Below are 19,251 nucleotides of genomic sequence, written 5' to 3' on the forward strand. Positions count from 1 at the left end.
AGACCCCCAACTTGAGGGGTCGCAACATGAAGAGACTAATTTTCGTATCGCTTTTATTTGCTGCGCCGCTTGCGGCACGGGAAACGGCCAGCCAACCTGCACCCTTCGACGCCAGGGCGAGAAGCGACCGGGAACTCGTGGCCATGCTGCGCGACGAGAGCGATCCGTGGACCGCCCGTCCCTGCGAGCTTGGCGTACCACTCTTCGGCGAGCTCGAGAAGCGGTTCCCAGACGAGGAAGCTTACGAGCGCGGCGCTCTTTTCGCCGGCGCGATGTGTGATGAAACCGAGGGCGATTATCCGGGTGCTCTCGAGAAAATAAAACGGCTTGAAGCGAAATGGCCGACACTGCGGCTGAACAACGATGGCTTCTACCTCGCGCGCCGGATGGAAGACGCAGAGGAGTATCTGTCACGCCTGCGCAGCCTCGATGATGAAGAGCTGGGCGGGCTCAACCCATCGGGTTTCTGGAGTGGAGTTCGGATGCTCCACAAGCAAGGCTTCGACGACAAGCTCGAAGACCTGATGCTCGAATGGATAGAAGATGGCCGGATGGGTACCATCCCTGCCGAAATGCATCCCGGCGTGTCGAGATGGGCACTCACTGCGGCCGTAAGGCGAGACCGCATCGACATGGTCCCGCAATTACTTGGCAATCTTCGTTCGCCCTCAACCTACATCGAGCTGCTCGGCGAACGGCGATTCGAGCCGATCTGGCCGGTCGTGGCCGACCGCGCGGGTCCCAATCTCGACAAGATCGCCGATGAGTACGTGTTCTGGGCAACGGGCCGGCTGGAGAATCATCCGCAGGACAGGGACCGCTTCTCCACGGCGGCCCGCGCCCTGCATTATGCCGGTCGTTTCGAAGACGCCATCGTGCTCGCGCGGGGGTGGCGCGAACGCGAAGGCGCATTGGAATCGATCGAGGAAGGCGATGCATGGGCACTCAATATCGAAGCCTATGCCCACGATGCGCTTGGCAACCCGAACCAAGCCGACGCCATCTTCGACCAATTGGCAGAGCTGGATCCCGCGGAACACCATTGGGTCGTCAATTTCGTCATCAACCGGGCTTCGCGCCTGGTAGGCCAAGAGCGCTGGGAGGAGGGTCTCGAGGCGGCAGCACTTGCCCGTAACGTCGCGGACAAATCGGGCACCCCGTTTGCGCGCATGATCGTCGCGCGCGACCACGTCTGCGCCCTCAATGCCCTCGGCAGGACAGAGACGATTGACGAGGAATTGCGGTTCCTCCGCGAGAATCGTGCGGAATATCCTCCATTGGCGGCGCAGGCACTGTTGTGCGTGAGCAGACGCGAAGAAGCTGCGGCACTCCTGATCGAAGGAATCGAGGACGAACGCAATCGCAGCGTCTCTCTCGAAGCCTTGAGGTCGCCGAAGTTCGATCTTTTCTATACGCCGTCCAAACTGCCAGACCCGTCCGAATTGCTCGATGAAAGCCCCGAGTTGAAGGCGCTGTTCGAGACGTATGCGCGGGCGATCCCGGAGGAATTCGTGCCGACCGCGTCGATCCGCGCCAAGCGTTGATCAGCTGGCAGGTGGCGCGTGCCATCGGGCGACGAAGAACCCGTCGAGGCCGCCGCACTCGGCAAGCATGCCGGGATCGGTGCGCACCCAGCCCTCGGCTGTCGGAACGAGACCGGCGGGGCACTCATCCGGCGTGATCGCGGCGACGGGTAGCGGGACCGCCGCCGCCCGCGCTTCGCCCTCTTCGCGTTCCAGCGAGCAAGTTGCATAGACCAGCGTGCCGCCGGGCTTGAGCCAGTTCTGCGCGCGTTCGAGCAGGGCCTCCTGCAACTCGGCCATCTCCTCGATCTGCCGCGCACCGATCCGGTGGAGCACATCGGGATGGCGGCGCGCGGTGCCGGTCGCGGTGCAGGGCGCGTCGAGCAGGATGGCATCGAACCGGTGCTTGGGCTGCCATTGCAACGCGTCCGCGCGGATCGTGCCGGCCTTCAGTCCGGTGCGCTTGAGATTGGCCTTGAGCAGATCGAGCCGGCGTTTCGATATGTCGAGCGCTGTGACCTGCCAGCCCTGCGCCGCCAATTGGAGCGTCTTGCCGCCGGGCGCGGCACAAAGATCGAGCGCATGGCGGCGCTCTCCCCGGCCCAGAAGGCGTGCGGGCAGCGAAGCGGCGATATCCTGCACCCACCATGCGCCGTCGGCAAAGCCTGGCAGCTTCTCGACATTCTCACCACGCGGCAGGCGCAAATGGCCGGGCATCAGGCTGTCGGCGGAGAGCTGGACCTTCCAATGTTCGGTCTCTCCCGGATCGCGCAGCGTCAGGTCGAGCGGCGGAGGGTCGGCAAGGCCCGCAGCGATGGCCGGTGCGCGCTCACCCCAACGTGCGGCGACCTCGGCGGGCAGCGTCGGCACCCTGGGCAGCGATGCCTCGCGCCTGGTCAGCGTCGAGAACACACCATGCGCCAACCTGCGCGGGCCGCCCGCGAGCAGGTCCAGCCCGGTCGCGACCACCGCATGCGGCGGCGTTCCCAGCCGCAGCCATTGTGCCAGCATCATGCGCAACACCGTGCGCACCTTGGCATCGCCGGGCAGTGGCTTCTTCGTGGCGCTATCGATCAATGCATCGAGATCGACCAGCCAACGCAGAACTTCGCTCGCAATCGCGCGGGCGAGCGCCTTGTCCTCGAACTTGCGCACATCCTTGGTCGCGCCGGCAAAGGCGATGTCGAGCGTCTCGCCGCGGCGCAGCACCGCATCGAGCAGGCGCAGCGCGGCGCGGCGCGCGTGGATACCTTGTGGTTGAGCCATCGCCAGCGCCCCTAGCCCCACTTGAAACCGCGCGCCAGCTTGCGCATTTCCCATGCATGACCGAGCGCGCGACCAAACGACCCGAAAGCTTCGAAAAGCCGGCCCACTGGACCAACGATCCCCCCCCAGAACCGCGGAAGAGCGAGGACGAGGAAGAGCTGAGCCCGACCCGCTATGGCGACTGGGTCAAGGACGGCATAGCGATCGATTTCTAGTGATGATCCCCCGCGAAGGCGGGGTCTCGGGCAGCAAGCGCGGACCTGACCGACTGACGTCCCCGCATTCGCGGGGACTCACAGCGCCCGCAATTCGATCTTCAGCCCGTCCTTCGGCTTGGGGATCGGCCAGGCCTGCCAGTCAGGATCGCCGCCTGCCAATTCCACGCGAAAGCGCGGCAGCAGCTGCGCCATCAGGATCTTCACCTGCATATAGGCGAAATGCAGCCCCAGGCACATGTGCGCGCCGCCGCCGAAGGGGACCCAGGCATATTTGTGCCGCGCCTTCACCTTCTCGGGCGTGAAACGCATGGGATCGAACTTCTCCAGTTCGTCCCAGTAATCTTCGCTGTGGTGGGTCCAGTGGATATTGATACCTACAGGCGTGCCCGCGGGGATCCTGTAACCGCCATACTCGAAATCCCGCAGCGCGCGGCGCGGCATTGAGGGCACCGGCGGGATGAAGCGCAGGGCTTCCTTGAACGCCATCTCGGTCAGCTCGAGCTTGCCGAGGTCTTCATAGGCAAGATCGCGCGGGCGCCCGTTTGCATCGGCACCGCCCGTGACCGCCTCGACCTCCTCGCGCAGCTTCTCCTGCCATTCGGGATGCTTGGCGAGCAGCCACAAGAGCGAGGTCGCCGAAGAGGTGATCGTGTCGTGCGCGGCCATCATCAGGAAGTTCATGTGGTCGACCACCTCGTCGACCGGCATCAGGCTGCCATCGTCATATTCGGCGGTGGCGAACTGGCTGAACATGTCCTGCCCACCCCCTTCGGCGCGACGGCGATGGGTTTCCTGCGTAAAGTAATCGACCAGATAGGCGCGACCGTCGACGCCACGCTTCATCTGGCTAAAGGGAAGCGGCTTGCGCACGGGAGCGACGCTGGCCTGCACCATATCGACGAAGGCGCGATTGATCGTGTCCGCCTCGGGACCCCAGGGGATGCCGATGAAGCTGTCGGCCGCAAGGTCGAGCGTCAGCTCCTTGATCGCGGGATAGAAACGCATATGGCCCGCGCCCCATTCCTCGACGCGCTTTGCGATCCCGCGATTGAGCGCGCCCGAATAATGCCGCATCGGGCCGGGCTTGAAGGCGATCGAGAGCGCGCGGCGGTCGGCCCGGTGATGATCGAAATCCATCAGCATCAAACCGCGCGGGAACAGCTTGTCGAGGATCGGGCCCCAGCCCTGTTCGGAGGAAAATAGCTTCTCGCGATCGAACAGCACCAGCTCGTTCGCATCGGCCCCGATCAAGGCCACGTTCCAGCCGCCGAAGGCGCGGTTCTTGTACACCCGCCCGTATTTCTCGACCATCCTGCGCGCCATGCCATGCGGATCGGCCAGCATCTTGAATGTATTACCGACCAGCGGCCAGCCCTTCTCGCCGGGGATATGGGCGAGCGAGTCCTCGTCGGGATTGCCCTCGGTCCAGTGCGAGGGGATGGCTTCGGCAGGTTGGTGCGGGGCAAGCGTGGCCATAGGTAGCTCCTGACAACTTACCGCAGTGTAAGTAATTCCTAGGCGGGAATCCACCCCGCCAATTCGCGCCGCAACAGCGTCTCCAACATGGCAAGGCCCGCATCGGACGTGTTGAGGCAGGCAAGCGCGGCGAACCGCTCGCCACCTGCCTCCTCGAACTGCTCCCTGCCCTGAATTGCGAGCTCCTCCAGGGTCTCGAGGCAGTCGGCGGAGAAGCCCGGTGCCGCGATCGCGAGCCGCTTGGTGCCCGCCTGCGCCTCTTCCTCCAGCACCATGTCGGTCGCGGGCTCCAGCCATTTGGCCGGCCCGAACCGCGACTGGAAGCTGGTCCGAAAGCGCAGCCCCGGGCGGGAGAGCTTTTCCTGCAACAGGCGCGAGGTTTTCTGGCACTGGCAATGATAGGGATCGCCCAGGTGCAAGGTGCGCTCGGGCATGCCATGGAAGCTCAGCACCAGCACCTCGGGCGCGAAGTCGAGCGCGTCGATCTGACGCGACAGGTCCTGCGCCAGCGCATCGATATAGGCCGGATCGTCGTGATAGGGCGGCAGCGTGCGAAGGCAGGGTTGCCAACGCATTTCCCGCAGCTTGTCCGCAGCCTTGTCCACAACCGTCGCCGTCGTGGCCGAGGAATATTGCGGGTAGAGCGGAGCCAGCAGAATGCGCTCGCACCCGGCATCCATCAGCGTCTGCAATTTTTCAGGAATCGAAGGCGTCCCGTAGCGCATCGCCCAGTCGACTTGCACGGCATCGCCCAACCGCTCCTGCATCGCCAACGCCTGGTTGCGCGTGACCACCGCCAAAGGCGAGCCTTCCTCGCTCCAGACCTCGCGATAGGCCTGCGCGCTCTTCTTCGGGCGCGTATTGAGAATGATGCCGCGCAGGATCGGCTGCCACGCGATCGACGGGATTTCGACCACGCGGCGGTCGGACAGGAATTCGGCCAGGTAGCGCTTGACCGGCCCGGTTTCGGGAGCGTCGGGCGTGCCGAGATTGACGATCAGCACGCCAATCCCGCCCGATTTCACCGGGGGATGGTCGGCAGGAATTTTCTGCGGCTGCCAGGTCATAAACCCTCCGAAAGCAATGGCAGGCGGCGAAAGCGCACTCCGGTCGCCGAGTAAAGGGCATTTGCAATCGCCGGGGGGGCAACCGCGACGCCGAGCTCGCCCGGATCGAAGGCCGGCGCGTCGCTGGCGAGGAATTCGATCACGATCTCGGGGCAGTCGGCCAGCGTCGGCAGAGCGAGGCCCGCAAGACGGCCGGGGACCGGCTTGCCCTCTTCGTAGGCAATGCTCGATCCGGTGGCGAGCGACAGCCCGAAAACGAGGCCCCCCTCGATTTGCTGGCGCGCGATATCGAGATTGACCACGCGCCCGATATCGACCGCCGCGTGCAGGCGCGTCACTCTGACGCCTCCTTCACCCAGCGCAGCCTGCGCAACGCAGGCAATCCGGCCGCCGCTGTCGGGCGAACCTATGCGTACCATGGCCAGCCCCTGCCCGGTCCCGCGGCGCCCGCCGTCCCAATTGGCAAGACGGGTGGCACGGCGCAGCGTATCGGCCATGCGTGGCGACTGCCAGAGCATCTCCATCCGGTAGAGGAAGGGATCGCGCCCCGCACGCTCGGCCAGTTCGTCGATGAAGCTTTCGGTGAAAAACGCGTTGTAGGCCTGCGCATTGCCGCGCATCCGCCCGGTCGGGAAGGGCAGCGTCACGGGCAGGTGATCGACCGCGACATGGTCGATTGCATAGGGCGGTATCGCGCCATCGCAGGCAAGCGCGTCCGATTCCTGCGCAGCGTGTTCCATCGCGGCCTGCGGGGTCTTGTTGTCGAACAGGCGATGACCGAATTCACGGACTGTGGCGGGCATGGCCAGCCGGCTGCGCCAGGCGGCGATGCGCCCGCCGCTCGCGGCGAGGAATGCCGCTTCCAGCCGCGCGCTGACGGGTGTGCGCACGGGGATCGACTGGAGCTCCTGCACGCGCGGCCAGGTCAATTGTACGGGCCGCCCGATCTCCTTCGCGATCTGCGCCACCTCGATGGCATGCCGCCGTTCGAGCCGAGCATCGAAACTGCCGCCGGCCGCGGTCGGATAGAGCACGACGTCCTCGATCGACAATCCGATCGCCTTGGCGGCCGCGCGGCGCGTGAGCTCGGGGGCCTGCGCGGCGATCCACAATTCCAGCTTTCCGCTGTCGTAGCGCGCGGTCGCGCTGGCGGTCTCGATCGTCGCATGCACTGCCGGGGCGACGGAATAGCTTTGCGCGTAGTCGGGCCGCGCCAGCAGATTGTCGGCATCGCCCGTCGCATATGTCCGCTCGGGTTCGATCGTGCCATGGGCCTCCTCCAGACTCTGGAGCGCCGCGGCGCTTTCCGCCGCGGGCGGCCCGGCAAAGATCGGGCGCATTTTCTTCAGAGCCTGTTCGGCGATCCACCAGCTTTCCGCGACGGCGGCAAGATACCGTTTCGACCGCACGACGCCGACCAGGCCGTCGAGCCCTTCGACCGCGCCCGCCTCGAACGCAGAGAGCTCGGGTTTGCCCAGGGGCCCGTGGCGGATCGAGGCATAGACCAGGCCGGGAAGGCGGATGTCGCCGGCGAACAGGAAACTGCCGTCGACCTTGGCGGGCAGGTCGAGCCGGGGAAAGGCAGGGGCGAGTTCGGCTTGTGCAGGAGAAGGATCCTCGCTGGCCGGAGCCACGCGCAGGGGCGGAGGATCGGGCGGATCCAGCTGTGCCGCGTCCTCGACCAGATCGCCGAAGCCGAGTTGCTGTTCGCCATGGCGCACCAGGCCTGCCCCTACCGCGCATTCCTCCCATTCGACGTCCCAGCGCTCTGCCGCCGCCATGGCGACCATGGCGCGTGCGGCAGCCGCCGCCTCGCGCAGCGGCTGTTCGTAGGCGGTCAGAGAGGATCCTTCGGCGGTCGCGGCGAAAGCATTGGAGCGCGCGAAGTTCTCGGCCAGCCGGCTGTCGGGATCGCTCGCGAAGCTGGGCAGGTTTGACCATAGCGGCGCCCATTTCGCCGCCAGCGGGATATTGGCATAGAGGCCCGCGGGCGGCGCGGGCTCGACGGCGACCTGGCGCCAGTCGGCGCCCAATTCCACGGCGACCACCTGTGAAAGGACGGTGGTCACGCCCTGCCCCATTTCGAGCTGCGGGACCGCCACGGTGACCACCCCGTCGGTGCCGATGGTGATCCAGCCGCCGAAATCGCGCTCATTCGGGCCCGGCGCGAGCGGGCTTGTATAGTGCCGCGGCCATAGCCACCAGACTACCGCCAGCCCGCCGCCTGCCGCCGCACCCGCGACCAGCTGACGCCGCGTGACGGGGAGCGCGTCTAGCTTCGCGCGCCAATCCATGCGTCGACCTTGGCGGCGATGTCGTGAAACGGCTTGGCAAACGCATCGTCGCCGCTCGCAGGCGGCTCGCCCCTATCGCTGCCTTCGCGAATGGCGAGATCGAGCGGTATGCGTCCCAGGAACGGCAGCTCGAGCCGTCCGGCGGCCTTTTCGACCCCGCCCTTGCCGAAGGGATCGGACACTTCGCCGCAATGCGGACAGGCATAGCCCGCCATGTTCTCGACCAGCCCGATCACCGGGACGCCCGCCTGATCGAATAATTGGCCCGCGCGAGCGGCATCCATCAGCGCGAGATCCTGCGGGGTGGAGACCAGCACTGCTCCGACCGGCTTGAAGCGCTGCAACATCGTCAATTGCACATCGCCCGTGCCCGGTGGCAGATCGACCAGCAGCGTGTCGACATCGCCCCAATGCGCATCGACCAGCTGCGCCAGTGCATTGCCCGCCATCGGCCCGCGCCAGGCAAGCGCGCGGCCCGGCTCCACCAGGTGTCCCATCGACAGCACCGGAATGCCGAAGGCGCTTTCCACCGGCACCAGCTTCTCGTCGCGCGCCACCGGCTTCTGTCCCTGATTGCCGAGGATCACCGGCTGCGAGGGGCCGTAGATATCCGCATCGACCAGCCCGACCTTGCGGCCCGCCTTCTGCAGGGCGATGGCGAGATTGGCGGTGAGCGTCGATTTGCCCACCCCGCCCTTTCCGCTGCCGATCGCGATCAGGCGGCGCTGTGTGCGTTCGGCGGTCATCACCACGCGCACGTCCGATACTTCGTCCCGTTCGCCAAGGATTTCGGCAATCGCGCGCTCGATTTCGGCCCGCTCCTGCTCGCCCAGGCCGGCCGCATCGACGACGGCTATCGCACGACCATTCTTGATGGTCAGCGCGGAAACACGGGCGGCGAGGCTGTCGGGAAGCAGCGATTTGGGATCGGTCGAACTCATGGGGGCGGCTGCTGTAGCATCGAAAAGCGCGTCGCAACCCCTGTTTTTCCCGAGAAGCGCACCTATAACAATGACCATGAGAGTTTTTGACGGGTTAGGACAGAGGATTTCCCTCGCAATGGCAGGCAAGAAAAGCCCCTGGGGCAGCGGCTCGGGCAATGGGGGCGATGGCGACAAGCCGGCAGGCGCCGAAAGCGGCGACAAGCCCAAGGGCCCGCGCAACCCGTGGCTCCCCCCCGGTGGCGGTGGCAATGGCGGTCGCCGCGCGCCCAATATTGAGGACATCTTCAAGAGCCGCGGCCCCGAAGGCCCGCGCCGCAGCGGCGGCGGTGGACCCGGCGGACCGAATTTCCGCTTCCCGCAGCGCCCTGGCGGCAAGAGCTGGTTCCCGATAGCCGTGGTTGCCATCGTGGGCATCGGCCTGCTGGCGACCAGCTTCCACCTGATCGGGCCGCAGCAAGAAGCGGTTGTGAAGACATTGGGCAATTACACCCGAAAGATGGAGCCGGGGCTCAATTTCTCCGCCCCATTCCCGATCGAGACGGTCGACGTCGAGGATGTCGAAGGCGTGCGCACCGTCCGTATTCCGGGCAATAACAGCCAGGCCAAGCTGATCCTGACGGGCGATCAGAACCTGGTCGATCTGTCCTATATCGTGCGTTGGAACATCAAGGATCTCGAAGGCTTCAAGTTTCGCGTGGTCGACCCCGTGGAGACGGTGAACGAGGCAGCGGAGGCCGCGATGCGCGCTTCGGTTGCCGAAACCGAGCTCGACGAGACCTTCTCGGGCCAGGGCCGTGCGGCGATCGAACTCGATGTGCGCGAACGCATGCAGGCAACCCTCGACAGCTATGGCGCGGGCATCCGCGTTCTGGGTGTCGAAATCGAGAAGGCCGATCCGCCCGCGCAGGTGGTCGATGCCTTCCGCGACGTGCAGGTAGCCGAGCAGAATGCGGATGCGGCGCGCAACCAGGCGCGCGGCTACGCCCAGCAGGTGCTGGCGCAGGCCGAAGGTGAGGCGGAGGCCTTCGACAAGGTCTACGAACAGTATCGCCTTGCGCCGGAGGTCACCCGCCAGCGTCTTTATTACGAGACCATGGAGCGTGTGCTGAGCCAGACCGACAAGACCATCGTCGAAACCGACAATGTGACCCCCTATCTCCCGCTGCCCGAAATCCGCCGACGGGCGCAGCAGCCCACAACTACCGTGACGGCGACGGAGGGTCAGTGACATGAGCAATTTTCTGCAGAACCACCGCAACTCGGTCATCGCATTCGCCGTGCTGCTGATCGCCTTCATGATGAGCGCCTATGTCGTCCCCGAAGAGGAGCAGGCGGTCATCATCCGCACGGGTAATCCGATCGGCACGGTGAACACGCCGGGCGGCGAAACGGGCGCGGGCCTTTACCTGCGCGTGCCCTTCATCGATTCGGTCCGGCGCGTCGAAAAGCGCCTGCTCGATCTCGAAATGAACGACGAGGAAGTGCTATCGGCCGACCAGCAACGTCTGCTGGTCAACGCCTATGCCCGCTTCCGCATCACCGATCCCGTCCGCATGGTCGAACGTGCGGGCACCACGGACGGCGTGCGCAATGCGCTCGAGCCGATCCTCAACTCGGTCCTGCGCCAGGAACTCGGCCGCCGCACCTTCCAGTCGATGCTCACCGCCGAGCGCGGCAGCGCGCTGGCCAATGTCCGGGCCAATCTCGACCGGCAGGCACGCCAATACGGCGCCGAAGTGGTCGATGTGAAGATCATGCGCACCGACCTGCCCGAGGCGCCGCTGCAATCGGCATTCCGGAGGATGGAATCGGACCGCGAGCGCGAAGCCCGCACGATCCGCGCAGGTGGCAGCCGCGACGCGCGTATCATTCGCGCGGAAGCCGATGCGGAAAGCGCGCGTATCTATGCCGAGGCCTTCGGCAAGGATGCGGAGTTCTACGATTTCTACCGCGCGATGCAGAGCTACGACGCGACCTTCTCCAATAACGAAAACCCGTCGGAAAGCAGCATCATCCTGTCGCCGGACAATGAATATCTGCGGCAGTTCCGCGGGCGGCGTTGACCGTTCGTCGAGCGGCATAGGCGTCGTTCAAACGGCATTCAGCGGCGGGCGAGACATTCGCCCGCCGGAACGCAAGGCGCGCAGAGCGGTAGCCATACCGTGGCTGCAAGCCGTGTAAGCTAGAGAAGAGGACGAAAAGGACGTGAAGCCCGTGCGATATGCATATTCCGTGACGAGTGCGCTGCTGGTGGGCGGTGCCGCGATCTCGCTCGCGACCGGCTATCCGGCCGGCGCCCAGGTTGCCCAGAACGACGACAGCCAGATGGCGCGCGTCGTACCGCGTGCCGGCGCGCCCGAAAGTTTCGCCGATCTGACCGCGCAATTGCAGCCGGCGGTGGTCAACATTTCGACCCGCCAGCGGATCGAAGTAGCGACCAATAATGGTAACCCGTTCGCGGGCACGCCGTTCGAGGGATTGTTCAACCGGCGCCGCGGCCAGCAGCAGGAACCGCAATTCCGCGAAGGCCAGTCGCTCGGCTCGGGCTTCATCATCTCGGCAGACGGTTATGTCGTAACCAATAACCACGTGGTCAGTCCCAGCGGACGCGGCACGGTGGAAGAAATCACCGTCACCATGCCCGATGGCACCGAATACGAAGCCGAACTGGTCGGCACCGACGCGCAGAGCGACCTTGCCGTACTCAAGATCGCCCGCCGCGAAGCCTTTCCCTTCGTCGAGTTCGGCGACAGTGCGCAGGCGCGCCCGGGCGACTGGGTGGTGGCGATCGGCAACCCCTTCGGCCTCGGTGGCACGGTGACTTCGGGCATCGTCTCGGCGGTCTATCGCAACACTGGTCAGGGGGGCGCCTACGACCGCTACATCCAGACCGACGCGGCCATCAACCGCGGCAATTCGGGTGGTCCGCTGTTCGACATGCAGGGCAATGTGATCGGCATCAACAACGCGATCTTCTCGCCTTCCGGCGGCAGCGTGGGCATCGGCTTCGCCATCCCCGCCGAAATCGCGGCGCCGATCATACGCCAGTTGCGCGACGGCGTCGAAATCGAGCGCGGCTATCTCGGCGTGCAGATCCAGCCGGTGACCGACGATCTCGCCGACTCGCTCGGCATTCCGCAGAATCGGGGCGAATTCGTCCAGTCGGTCCAGCCCGGCGAACCGGCCGAAAGCGCAGGTATCCGCCCCGGCGATATCGTGACCAGGATCAATGGTCAGGATGTGACCCCCGACCAGACGCTGTCCTTCCTCGTCGCCAATATCCGTCCCGGTACCACGATCCCGGTCGAGCTGATCCGCGATGGCGAGACGCGCCGCCTCAATGTGACCGTCGGCAAACGCCCGAGCGAAGAGGAATTGCGGCAGCAGCAGCTCTTCGATCCGGACGCCGAGGAAGAAGAGGCGATGGAACCGAGCGAGAATGCCGTGATCGAGGAGAGGCTCGGCCTGCAGGTTCTTCCGCTGACCACGCAGATCGCGCGCCAGCTGGGTGTGAGCGCTGATACCGAAGGCCTAGTTGTCGCGGGAGTCGACCAGAACTCCGATGCGGCTCGCAAGGGCCTGCGCCGCGGCGACATTATCCTGACCGCGAACTATCGTCCGGTGACCACACTCGAGGATCTGGAAAACACCATTCTCGAGGCCCAACGCGAGAACCGCGAAGCAGTCCTGCTGCGCGCGCAGCGCCGTGGTGGCCCGGCACAATATATCGCAGTACGCCTGCGCTGATCGCTAAAGCGTCGAAAATGGGCGGTCCTCCTTATTGGAAGGGCCGCCCATTTCTTTGCCGGTCACCTAATTGGTCTGGCGGGGGGTGGGCGGAGGAGGCTCCTCGCGTCCTCCGCCGGTCGCTTCGTCGAGGAAATCGTCGCCGACGGCTTGCGGTGCGCCATCCGCTCCGCGAGGCAGCTGCTGCGGGGGACGCGGCGATGGCATTACCGGCCGACGGGGGCGATTGGGATCGAGAGTGCGGTCGAATTCGTCGGCGAAGGGATCGTCGCGCGGCAAGTCTGACGTGCCCGGTTCGATCAGATTGCCCTGCTCGTCGATGAAGTAGTAATCCTCAGGATCGCCGAGCATGTATTCGTCGTCCGGCTCGAGCTGCCATTCGGGCAGTTGCAGGTCGGTGTCGAATTGTTCGACCGGGCGATCTTTCACCGCATAGCGCATATAGGCGGCAAAGGCGCGCGCGGGTGCGGTACCGCCCTGCAGTCCGCCGACGCGTGAATTGTCGTCGCGTCCCATCCATACGCCGGTGGTGATGCCCGAGGAAAAACCGACGAAATAGCCGTCCTTGTTCGAGCTGGTCGTGCCAGTCTTGCCCGCTACCGGCCGACCGATCTGCGCCGCACGACCGGTACCCGTCGCCACCGCGGTCTGCAGCAGGTCGGTTATCCCCGCCGCCACGTAATCGGGCACCAACTGCGACTGGCGCGCCGCCTCGTGCTGGTAGAGCAGTTCGCCTTCGGCTGTCTCGACCTTGAGGATGCCGTATGGTTCGACCGAATTCCCCTTGGCCGAAACGACCGCGAAGGCGCGGGTCATGTCGACCAGCCGCACCTCGTTCGATCCCAGCACCATCGCCGGATAGGTGTTGATCTCGGTCGTGATCCCGAAGCGCCGCGCCATCGAGGCAACGGTGCCGAAGCCCACTTCATTGCCGAGCTGCGCGGCGACCGTGTTGATCGAATAGGCAAAAGCGGTACGCAGGTCGATCTCGCCCACATTGCGCCCGCTGGAGTTGCGCGGGCTCCACCCATTGATGGTGACCGGCGTGTCGACCACGCGATCATCGGGCGTGTAACCGGATTCGAGCGCGGCCAGATAGACGAACAGCTTCCACGACGATCCCGGTTGGCGCTGCGCATCGGTCGCGCGGTTGTAATTGGTCTCGACATAGTCGGTGCCGCCGACCAGAGCGAGGATCGCTCCATCGCGATCCATGCTGACCATTGCCCCTTGGGCACCGTCGGGCGTATTCGCCTGGATCGCGGCGGTCGCGGCGCGCTGCATTCCGACATCGAGAGTGGTCCACACTTCGATCGGCTCGAAGGTTTCGGGCAGCAACAGGTCGAGCTGCGGCAGCGCCCAATCGGTGAAATAGCGCACCGAGTTCTGGCCCGCCTGCTCCTTGAGGTTCACGGCACTGGGATCGACGGTAACGTCCGGGGCGATGCGCCCCTGTTCCTTCATCAGGCGCAGCACCACGCTGGCGCGACCGACCGCAGCGTCGATATCGGCTGTCGGCGAATAGCGGCTGGGTGCCTTGACCAGGCCGGCAATGATGGCCGCCTCGGCCACCGACAGCTCGGTTGCCGGATGGCTGAAGAACCTCCGGCTGGCGCTATCGATACCATAGGCCCCGCCGCCGAAATAGACCTTGTTCAGATACAGCTCGAGGATCTGTTCCTTGGAGAACTTGGCCTCCAGCGCCATCGCCAGCACCGCTTCGCGCAGCTTGCGATCGAGCGAGCGGTTGTTGTTGAGGAAGACGTTGCGCGCGAGCTGCTGGGAGATCGTCGAGGTCCCACCGACGCGCGCGCGCGAGCCGGTGATCCCCTCGATGATAGCACCCCCGGTGCGCCAGAAGTCGATTCCGAAATGCGAATAGAAGCGCCGGTCCTCGACCGAAATCATCGCATCTTTCATGACCTGCGGAATTTCCTCGGAGGTCAGCCATTTTCCGAAGCTCGGGCCCAGTTCGACGATTTCGGTGCCGTCGCGCGCGCGCACGACGATGGTCTGCGCGGTCTGGGTCGCCTTGAGCTGGTAGTAACCCGGCATCGAACGCGCGGCGAATGCCACGGCGAGACCGACGAACAGCGCCACCAGCAATGCCAGTGCGCTACCCCAGATCGCCAGGCGACGCGCCCAGAATTTCACCCCGCTCTGCGGCCGATCCGCTGCGGCGCGCTTGCGGCTGGCCGTGCGCTTGCGGCGGCTCCCTCTCTTATCCATCGATTATGCAGGTACCCTTGCTGTTCGCCGCCCTATAATTGCCATGATCTTGCATGGCGAGGTCTAACCGCGTGTGAACGGGACGGACCGAATTTACTCCGCTCGATCCTCCGGCTCGAAATCGAGCGCGGCCGAATTGATACAGTAGCGCATGCCGCCGCGATCGCGCGGTCCGTCGGGAAAGACATGGCCCAGATGGCCCCCGCAATTCGAACAGGTGACCTCGGTGCGAGTCATCCCGTGCGAAGTATCGCGATGCTCGTCCACCACCTCGCCCTCGGCCGGCGCGGTAAAGGCCGGCCAGCCGCAGCCGCTGTTGTATTTGTCGTCGCTTTCGAACAGCTTTTGCCCGCAGCCCGCGCAATAATACTCGCCCGGATCGTAATGCTTGTCGTATTTCCCGGTGAAGGCCCGTTCGGTGCCGGCTTCGCGCAGGATGTGGTACTGCTCGGGCGTCAGTTTCTCGCGCCATTCGGCATCGGTCTTTTCGGGCTTGTCGCGCACGTCTTGTCCTTTCCGGTAGAGCGCCCCATATAGGCCCAACCGGAGCCGATGCACGCGGTTCCACTTCCCCGACGACGAATTACTTGACGATTCGGGACCATAGGGCTAAGTGCGCCGCTTTCCGGCGGCCCATGCCGCCCCTTCGCACGCATTACAGACATTTTCCGCCGCGCGAATTGTGCGGCCTGACGAGGACAGACCCGAGAACGTTTATGGCCAACACGCCGCAAGCCAAGAAGCGCATCCGTCGCAACGCCCGCCGGGCCGAAATCAACGGCGCCCGCATGAGCCGCATCCGCAATTTCCTCAAAAAGGTGGAAGTCGCGATCGAAGGCGGTGACAAGGACGGCGCTCAGTCCGCGCTCAAATCCGCGCAGCCCGAACTGGCCCGCGGTGTGGCCCGTGGCGTGATGCACAAGAACACGGCAGCGCGTAAGATGAGCCGCCTGACCAAGCGCGTCGCCGCTCTCTGATCCTTCACCGGTCTCAGGCCGGCTTTACTGAAAAATTCGGGGCCGCCGGTTCGACCGGCGGCCCTTTTGTCGTAATCCAGTTGCTTTTCGATACGGGCCGGAAACACCGCTGTAACATAAAGTACGGGTTTCTCACGATTCGCGTGCGCAAATTCTGGTAAGTGGCGCGATTTCATCGACTTATACGGCAGCCTGCGGCTTACAACCGAGTCAACAACTATATTTCATATTTTTTGCAGTTATCCCCCTTGCGACTCATCCGGCGAGCGACTTACACAATGCATCTCGGCTCGGGGCGGGACAGCCCGGGCTCTTAGAAAATCGAATGAGTGAGGAAATCTCCGGACGCACCGAATCCGGAGCCGGGCCACGCTGTGCCCGGCCTTGCCGCAGATGGAAAATCGAAGCGTCGCGAGACGCCGACCGGGGGATTCAAGAGAATGCGCAAGGCATCGGAAAATGGGGCACGGCAGTCACAGGACGATTTCATGGAAGATCAAGAAGCAGTGAACCTGGCAGCGGACTGGTCCGATATAAGCCAGGGACTGCGAAAAGATCTCGGTCACCAGCTTCATAGCCAGTGGATCAAACCGATCCAGGTGGGCGGGATCGACAAGGACACGGGCACGCTCGACCTGTTTCTGCCGACCGAATTCAGCGCCAATTGGGTCAAGGACCGCTTCGCCGACCGGCTGAGCCTGGCTTGGAAGATCGCGCGCAGCGAAGTGCGCGACGTGCGCATCCAGGTCCATCCGGGCCGCCGTCAGGTCGCCGATTTGCGGCTGCATTCGAACGGTCGCCGCCCGGCCAATGACGGCGCGGACACGTCGATGATGGCGATCGGCGCCGATACGCTGGGCGACACGGGCTTCACCAGCTCGGTCGGTCTCGACCCTTCGCTGACCTTTGCCGCCTTCATCACCGGTGAAGCCAATGTGCTCGCCTTCAATGCCGCGCAGCGCATGGGCGCGACCGAGAAGCCGCAATTCTCGCCGCTCTACCTCAAGGCCGCGACCGGTCAGGGCAAGACGCACTTGCTGCATGCGATCGGCCACAGCTTCCTGCAGGCCCATCCCCGCAGCCGCATTTTCTACTGCAGCGCCGAGCGCTTCATGGTGGAATTCGTGCAGGCGCTCAAAGCCAACCAGATGCTCGAATTCAAGGCCCGCCTGCGCAGCTTCGACCTGCTGCTGGTCGACGATATCCAGTTCATCATCGGCAAGGCATCGGCGCAGGAAGAACTGCTCTACACGATCGATGCGCTGCTCGCCGAAGGCAAGCGACTGGTCTTCGCCGCCGATCGCGCACCGCAGGCGCTCGACGGGGTCGAACCGCGGCTGCTGTCGCGCCTCTCGATGGGCCTCGTCGCCGATATCCAGGCCGCGGATATCGAGCTGCGCAAGAAGATTCTCACCTCCAAGCTGACGCGCTTCGCTCCGCTCGACGTGCCGGACGACGTGCTCGACTTCCTCGCCCGCACGATCACGCGGAACGTGCGCGAGCTGGTCGGCGGCCTCAACAAGCTAATCGCCTATGCGCAGCTGACCGGGCAGGAAGTCTCGCTCCAGCTGGCCGAGGAACAGCTCACCGACATTCTCTCGGCCAATCGCCGCCGGATCACCATCGACGAGATCCAGCGCACCGTGTGCCAGTTCTACCGCATCGATCGCAGCGAGATGAGCTCCAAGCGCCGCGCGCGCGCCGTGGTCCGCCCGCGACAGGTGGCGATGTACCTGTCGAAGGTGCTCACGCCGCGCAGCTATCCGGAAATCGGACGCAAGTTCGGCGGGCGCGACCATTCGACCGTTATCCACGCGGTGCGGCTGATCGAAGACCTGCGCCAGCGCGATGCCGATATGGACGGCGATGTCCGCAGCCTGCTGAGGCAGCTCGAAAGCTAACATAATAGTCCGCAGCTCTGCAAGCTGCTTCCACAATTCGTTCGCGCGTGATCGACAGGTCTTCCCACAGACCTGTCGACAGCTTGCGTACAGCCTGCCAACAGCCTTTCCATGAGCTTGTCCCCCGACCGCCTCGACCGCTTTGCGCGCCACATCGTGCTGCCCGAGATCGGCGGCGCGGGTCAGGTCGCGCTGGCGAGCAAGCATCTGGTGCTGGTCGGGCTCGGTGGGATCGGTTCGCCTGCGCTGCAGTACCTTGCGGGCGCCGGGATCGGCAGGCTGACGCTGGTCGATGACGACCGTGTCGATACGAGCAATCTCCAACGTCAAACGCTCTTCAATGCGCGCGATGTCGGGCATGGCAAGGCGGTGATCGCGAAGCGCTGGGTGACCGGCTTCGATCCCGAACTCGAGGTGCAGATCAGCGACCGGCGGATCACCGCCGCCAATGCGCACGACCTGGTGGTCGGGGCCGATCTGGTGCTCGACGGAACCGATAATTTCGCCACGCGGCTGGCCGTCTCCGATGCCTGCGTCGCCGAGCGCGTGCCACTGCTCTCTGCCGCAGTCGGGCGCTTCCAGGGGCAGGTCGGCGCTTTCGCCGGCCACCTCGCGGGCGAAGCCTGCTATCGCTGCTTCGTCGGCGATGCCTTCGATGCCGAGGATTGCGATACCTGCGCGGAAGACGGCATGCTCGGCGCGATGGCCGGCTGGGTCGCCACCTTCGCCGCCATGCAGGCGGTGCGCGTGCTGCTCGACGGGGTTAGCGCACTGGGCGAGGCCGACTGGGGCCGCGTCCACCTGCTCGACGGATTGAAGCCCGGCATGCGCAGCTTCACAATTGCCAAGGACCCGGCCTGCAAGACCTGCGGCTCAGCCGCCTAGAATCTCCTCCACCCATTGCGGCACCACCTCGGTCGCGGGGCCGTGGCGCGATTCGTGGAACCAGCGCGAACCCATGCTCGCTTCGAGGTTGAGTTCGAGCGTGCGGATGCGCATCGACCGCGCCTCCTGCACGAAGCCCGCGGCAGGATAGATGGCGCCGGAAGTACCGATCGAGACGAACAGGTCGGCCTCGCGCAGCGCCGAATAAATCCGCTCCATCTCGTAGGGCATCTCTCCGAACCACACGACATCGGGGCGGAGCGCGCTCGTCCCGCATGCCGGGCATGGCGGGCGCTCGATCAGCGGGCCGCTCCAGGGCGTCCGCACATCGCAGGCCGTACACCAGGCGTTGAGATGCGTGCCATGCATGTGCAGTACGCGGCCCGCACCGGCACGTTCGTGCAGATCGTCGACATTCTGAGTGACGATCAGCAGCTCGTGTCCCGGCTTCCTGGCCCACTCCTCGTCGAGCCGCGCCAAAGCCTTGTGCGCGGTATTGGGGCGCTTCGTCTGGATCGCTTCGCGGCGCTTGTCGTAAAAACGCAGCACGAGGTCAGGATCGCGTTCGAAGGCTTCGGGCGTGGCGACGTCCTCTACCTTGTGCTGTTCCCACAAGCCGCCCGCGTCGCGGAAGGTATCGATGCCGCTTTCGGCGGAAATCCCCGCGCCGGTCAGGATCACGATGTTGCGTATATCGGCCATTGCCCTCAAGTAGCGATGCAAC

The 19,251-nt window shown here is 64.9% G+C and carries 16 protein-coding genes; 8 read left to right on the forward strand and 8 right to left on the reverse strand.

Going from position 1 to position 19,251, the window contains the following annotated elements; all coding sequences use genetic code 11:
* The first annotated feature begins 26 nt into the window (after positions 1 to 26).
* Positions 27 to 1,544: a hypothetical protein gene (locus tag ACQY4G_RS02860; protein ID WP_421992955.1), complete on the forward strand. Its 1,518-nt coding sequence runs from the start codon at positions 27 to 29 to the stop codon at positions 1,542 to 1,544.
* Here the strand turns inward: ACQY4G_RS02860 and ACQY4G_RS02865 are convergent, their stop codons facing one another.
* Complete coding sequence (locus tag ACQY4G_RS02865) at positions 1,545 to 2,789, reverse strand: RsmB/NOP family class I SAM-dependent RNA methyltransferase (RefSeq protein ID WP_421992957.1); 1,245 nt, start codon at positions 2,787 to 2,789, stop codon at positions 1,545 to 1,547.
* A gap of 56 nt (positions 2,790 to 2,845) precedes the next feature.
* Between ACQY4G_RS02865 and ACQY4G_RS02870 the strand changes: the two genes are divergently transcribed.
* Positions 2,846 to 3,004: a DUF1674 domain-containing protein gene (locus ACQY4G_RS02870; protein WP_421992959.1), complete on the forward strand. Its 159-nt coding sequence runs from the start codon at positions 2,846 to 2,848 to the stop codon at positions 3,002 to 3,004.
* Between the two features lie 78 nt (positions 3,005 to 3,082).
* On the opposite strand, the gene ACQY4G_RS02875 is transcribed toward ACQY4G_RS02870, so the two are convergent.
* The 4 genes from ACQY4G_RS02875 to ACQY4G_RS02890 are packed head-to-tail and all read right to left on the reverse strand — an operon-like array spanning position 3,083 to position 8,785.
* The gene (locus ACQY4G_RS02875) at positions 3,083 to 4,483 is read right to left on the reverse strand and encodes a cytochrome P450 (RefSeq protein ID WP_421992961.1); all 1,401 of its coding nucleotides are present in this window, start codon (positions 4,481 to 4,483) and stop codon (positions 3,083 to 3,085) included.
* Positions 4,484 to 4,521: 38 nt separating this feature from the next.
* Entirely contained in the window at positions 4,522 to 5,550 is a 1,029-nt protein-coding gene (gene hemH, locus ACQY4G_RS02880) for a ferrochelatase (protein WP_421992963.1), read from the reverse strand.
* On the reverse strand, positions 5,547 to 7,844 hold the full coding sequence (locus ACQY4G_RS02885; protein ID WP_421992965.1) for a molybdopterin cofactor-binding domain-containing protein: 2,298 nt from the start codon (positions 7,842 to 7,844) through the stop codon (positions 5,547 to 5,549). Before ACQY4G_RS02885 ends, hemH begins: the two co-directional genes overlap by 4 nt.
* Positions 7,823 to 8,785 carry a P-loop NTPase gene (locus tag ACQY4G_RS02890; protein WP_421992967.1) on the reverse strand — a complete coding sequence of 321 codons (963 nt, stop codon included), beginning with the start codon at positions 8,783 to 8,785 and terminating at the stop codon, positions 7,823 to 7,825. The genes ACQY4G_RS02885 and ACQY4G_RS02890 overlap by 22 nt, the downstream gene beginning before the upstream one ends.
* A 118-nt stretch (positions 8,786 to 8,903) precedes the next feature.
* Here ACQY4G_RS02890 and hflK point away from each other — a divergent pair, with 118 nt between their 5' ends.
* The 3 genes from hflK to ACQY4G_RS02905 all read left to right on the forward strand — a co-directional run bounded on the left by hflK (position 8,904) and on the right by ACQY4G_RS02905 (position 12,535).
* The gene (gene hflK, locus ACQY4G_RS02895) at positions 8,904 to 10,016 is read left to right on the forward strand and encodes a protease modulator HflK (protein ID WP_067695455.1); all 1,113 of its coding nucleotides are present in this window, start codon (positions 8,904 to 8,906) and stop codon (positions 10,014 to 10,016) included.
* 1 nt (position 10,017) lies between these two features.
* Entirely contained in the window at positions 10,018 to 10,851 is an 834-nt protein-coding gene (gene hflC / locus ACQY4G_RS02900) for a protease modulator HflC (RefSeq protein WP_291169039.1), read from the forward strand.
* Between the two features lie 151 nt (positions 10,852 to 11,002).
* Positions 11,003 to 12,535 carry a Do family serine endopeptidase gene (locus tag ACQY4G_RS02905; RefSeq protein WP_421992969.1) on the forward strand — a complete coding sequence of 511 codons (1,533 nt, stop codon included), beginning with the start codon at positions 11,003 to 11,005 and terminating at the stop codon, positions 12,533 to 12,535.
* Positions 12,536 to 12,601: 66 nt separating this feature from the next.
* On the opposite strand, the gene ACQY4G_RS02910 is transcribed toward ACQY4G_RS02905, so the two are convergent.
* Both ACQY4G_RS02910 and msrB read right to left on the reverse strand, forming a co-directional pair.
* Entirely contained in the window at positions 12,602 to 14,764 is a 2,163-nt protein-coding gene (locus ACQY4G_RS02910) for a transglycosylase domain-containing protein (RefSeq protein WP_421992971.1), read from the reverse strand.
* 93 nt (positions 14,765 to 14,857) lie between these two features.
* Positions 14,858 to 15,268: a peptide-methionine (R)-S-oxide reductase MsrB gene (gene msrB / locus ACQY4G_RS02915; protein ID WP_421992973.1), complete on the reverse strand. Its 411-nt coding sequence runs from the start codon at positions 15,266 to 15,268 to the stop codon at positions 14,858 to 14,860.
* A 212-nt stretch (positions 15,269 to 15,480) separates the two neighbouring features.
* Here msrB and rpsT point away from each other — a divergent pair, with 212 nt between their 5' ends.
* The 3 genes from rpsT (at position 15,481) to ACQY4G_RS02930 (ending at position 18,527) form a co-directional block, all read left to right on the forward strand.
* Positions 15,481 to 15,741, forward strand: coding sequence for a 30S ribosomal protein S20 (gene rpsT / locus ACQY4G_RS02920; protein ID WP_067695465.1), 261 nt, complete (start codon positions 15,481 to 15,483; stop codon positions 15,739 to 15,741).
* Positions 15,742 to 16,229: 488 nt separating this feature from the next.
* A complete protein-coding gene (gene dnaA / locus ACQY4G_RS02925; protein WP_234002409.1) occupies positions 16,230 to 17,642 on the forward strand; it encodes a chromosomal replication initiator protein DnaA in 1,413 nt (470 codons plus the stop codon).
* A 111-nt stretch (positions 17,643 to 17,753) separates the two neighbouring features.
* Entirely contained in the window at positions 17,754 to 18,527 is a 774-nt protein-coding gene (locus ACQY4G_RS02930; protein ID WP_421992975.1) for a HesA/MoeB/ThiF family protein, read from the forward strand.
* On the opposite strand, the gene ACQY4G_RS02935 is transcribed toward ACQY4G_RS02930, so the two are convergent.
* Positions 18,516 to 19,229, reverse strand: a complete 714-nt coding sequence (locus tag ACQY4G_RS02935) for an NAD-dependent deacylase (protein ID WP_421992977.1) — start codon at positions 19,227 to 19,229, stop codon at positions 18,516 to 18,518. The genes ACQY4G_RS02930 and ACQY4G_RS02935 overlap by 12 nt on opposite strands.
* Positions 19,230 to 19,251: the final 22 nt, after the last annotated feature.

Origin of the sequence: Qipengyuania sp. (assembly GCF_965277845.1) — a bacterium.
Taxonomy (GTDB): Bacteria; Pseudomonadota; Alphaproteobacteria; order Sphingomonadales; family Sphingomonadaceae; genus Qipengyuania.

Excerpts from the sequence above, each read along its gene's own strand:
- ACQY4G_RS02885 (WP_421992965.1), bottom strand. The coding sequence starts at position 7,844 with ATGGATTGGCGCGCGAAGCTAGACGCGCTCCCCGTCACGCGGCGTCAG.
- ACQY4G_RS02935 (WP_421992977.1), bottom strand. The coding sequence starts at position 19,229 with ATGGCCGATATACGCAACATCGTGATCCTGACCGGCGCGGGGATTTCC.
- ACQY4G_RS02910 (WP_421992971.1), bottom strand. The coding sequence starts at position 14,764 with ATGGATAAGAGAGGGAGCCGCCGCAAGCGCACGGCCAGCCGCAAGCGC.
- hflK (WP_067695455.1), top strand. The coding sequence starts at position 8,904 with ATGGCAGGCAAGAAAAGCCCCTGGGGCAGCGGCTCGGGCAATGGGGGC.
- hflC (WP_291169039.1), top strand. The coding sequence starts at position 10,018 with ATGAGCAATTTTCTGCAGAACCACCGCAACTCGGTCATCGCATTCGCC.
- ACQY4G_RS02930 (WP_421992975.1), top strand. The coding sequence starts at position 17,754 with ATGAGCTTGTCCCCCGACCGCCTCGACCGCTTTGCGCGCCACATCGTG.
- ACQY4G_RS02875 (WP_421992961.1), bottom strand. The coding sequence starts at position 4,483 with ATGGCCACGCTTGCCCCGCACCAACCTGCCGAAGCCATCCCCTCGCAC.
- ACQY4G_RS02890 (WP_421992967.1), bottom strand. The coding sequence starts at position 8,785 with ATGAGTTCGACCGATCCCAAATCGCTGCTTCCCGACAGCCTCGCCGCC.
- hemH (WP_421992963.1), bottom strand. The coding sequence starts at position 5,550 with ATGACCTGGCAGCCGCAGAAAATTCCTGCCGACCATCCCCCGGTGAAA.
- dnaA (WP_234002409.1), top strand. The coding sequence starts at position 16,230 with ATGGAAGATCAAGAAGCAGTGAACCTGGCAGCGGACTGGTCCGATATA.
- ACQY4G_RS02860 (WP_421992955.1), top strand. The coding sequence starts at position 27 with ATGAAGAGACTAATTTTCGTATCGCTTTTATTTGCTGCGCCGCTTGCG.
- ACQY4G_RS02870 (WP_421992959.1), top strand. The coding sequence starts at position 2,846 with ATGACCGAGCGCGCGACCAAACGACCCGAAAGCTTCGAAAAGCCGGCC.
- ACQY4G_RS02865 (WP_421992957.1), bottom strand. The coding sequence starts at position 2,789 with ATGGCTCAACCACAAGGTATCCACGCGCGCCGCGCCGCGCTGCGCCTG.
- rpsT (WP_067695465.1), top strand. The coding sequence starts at position 15,481 with ATGGCCAACACGCCGCAAGCCAAGAAGCGCATCCGTCGCAACGCCCGC.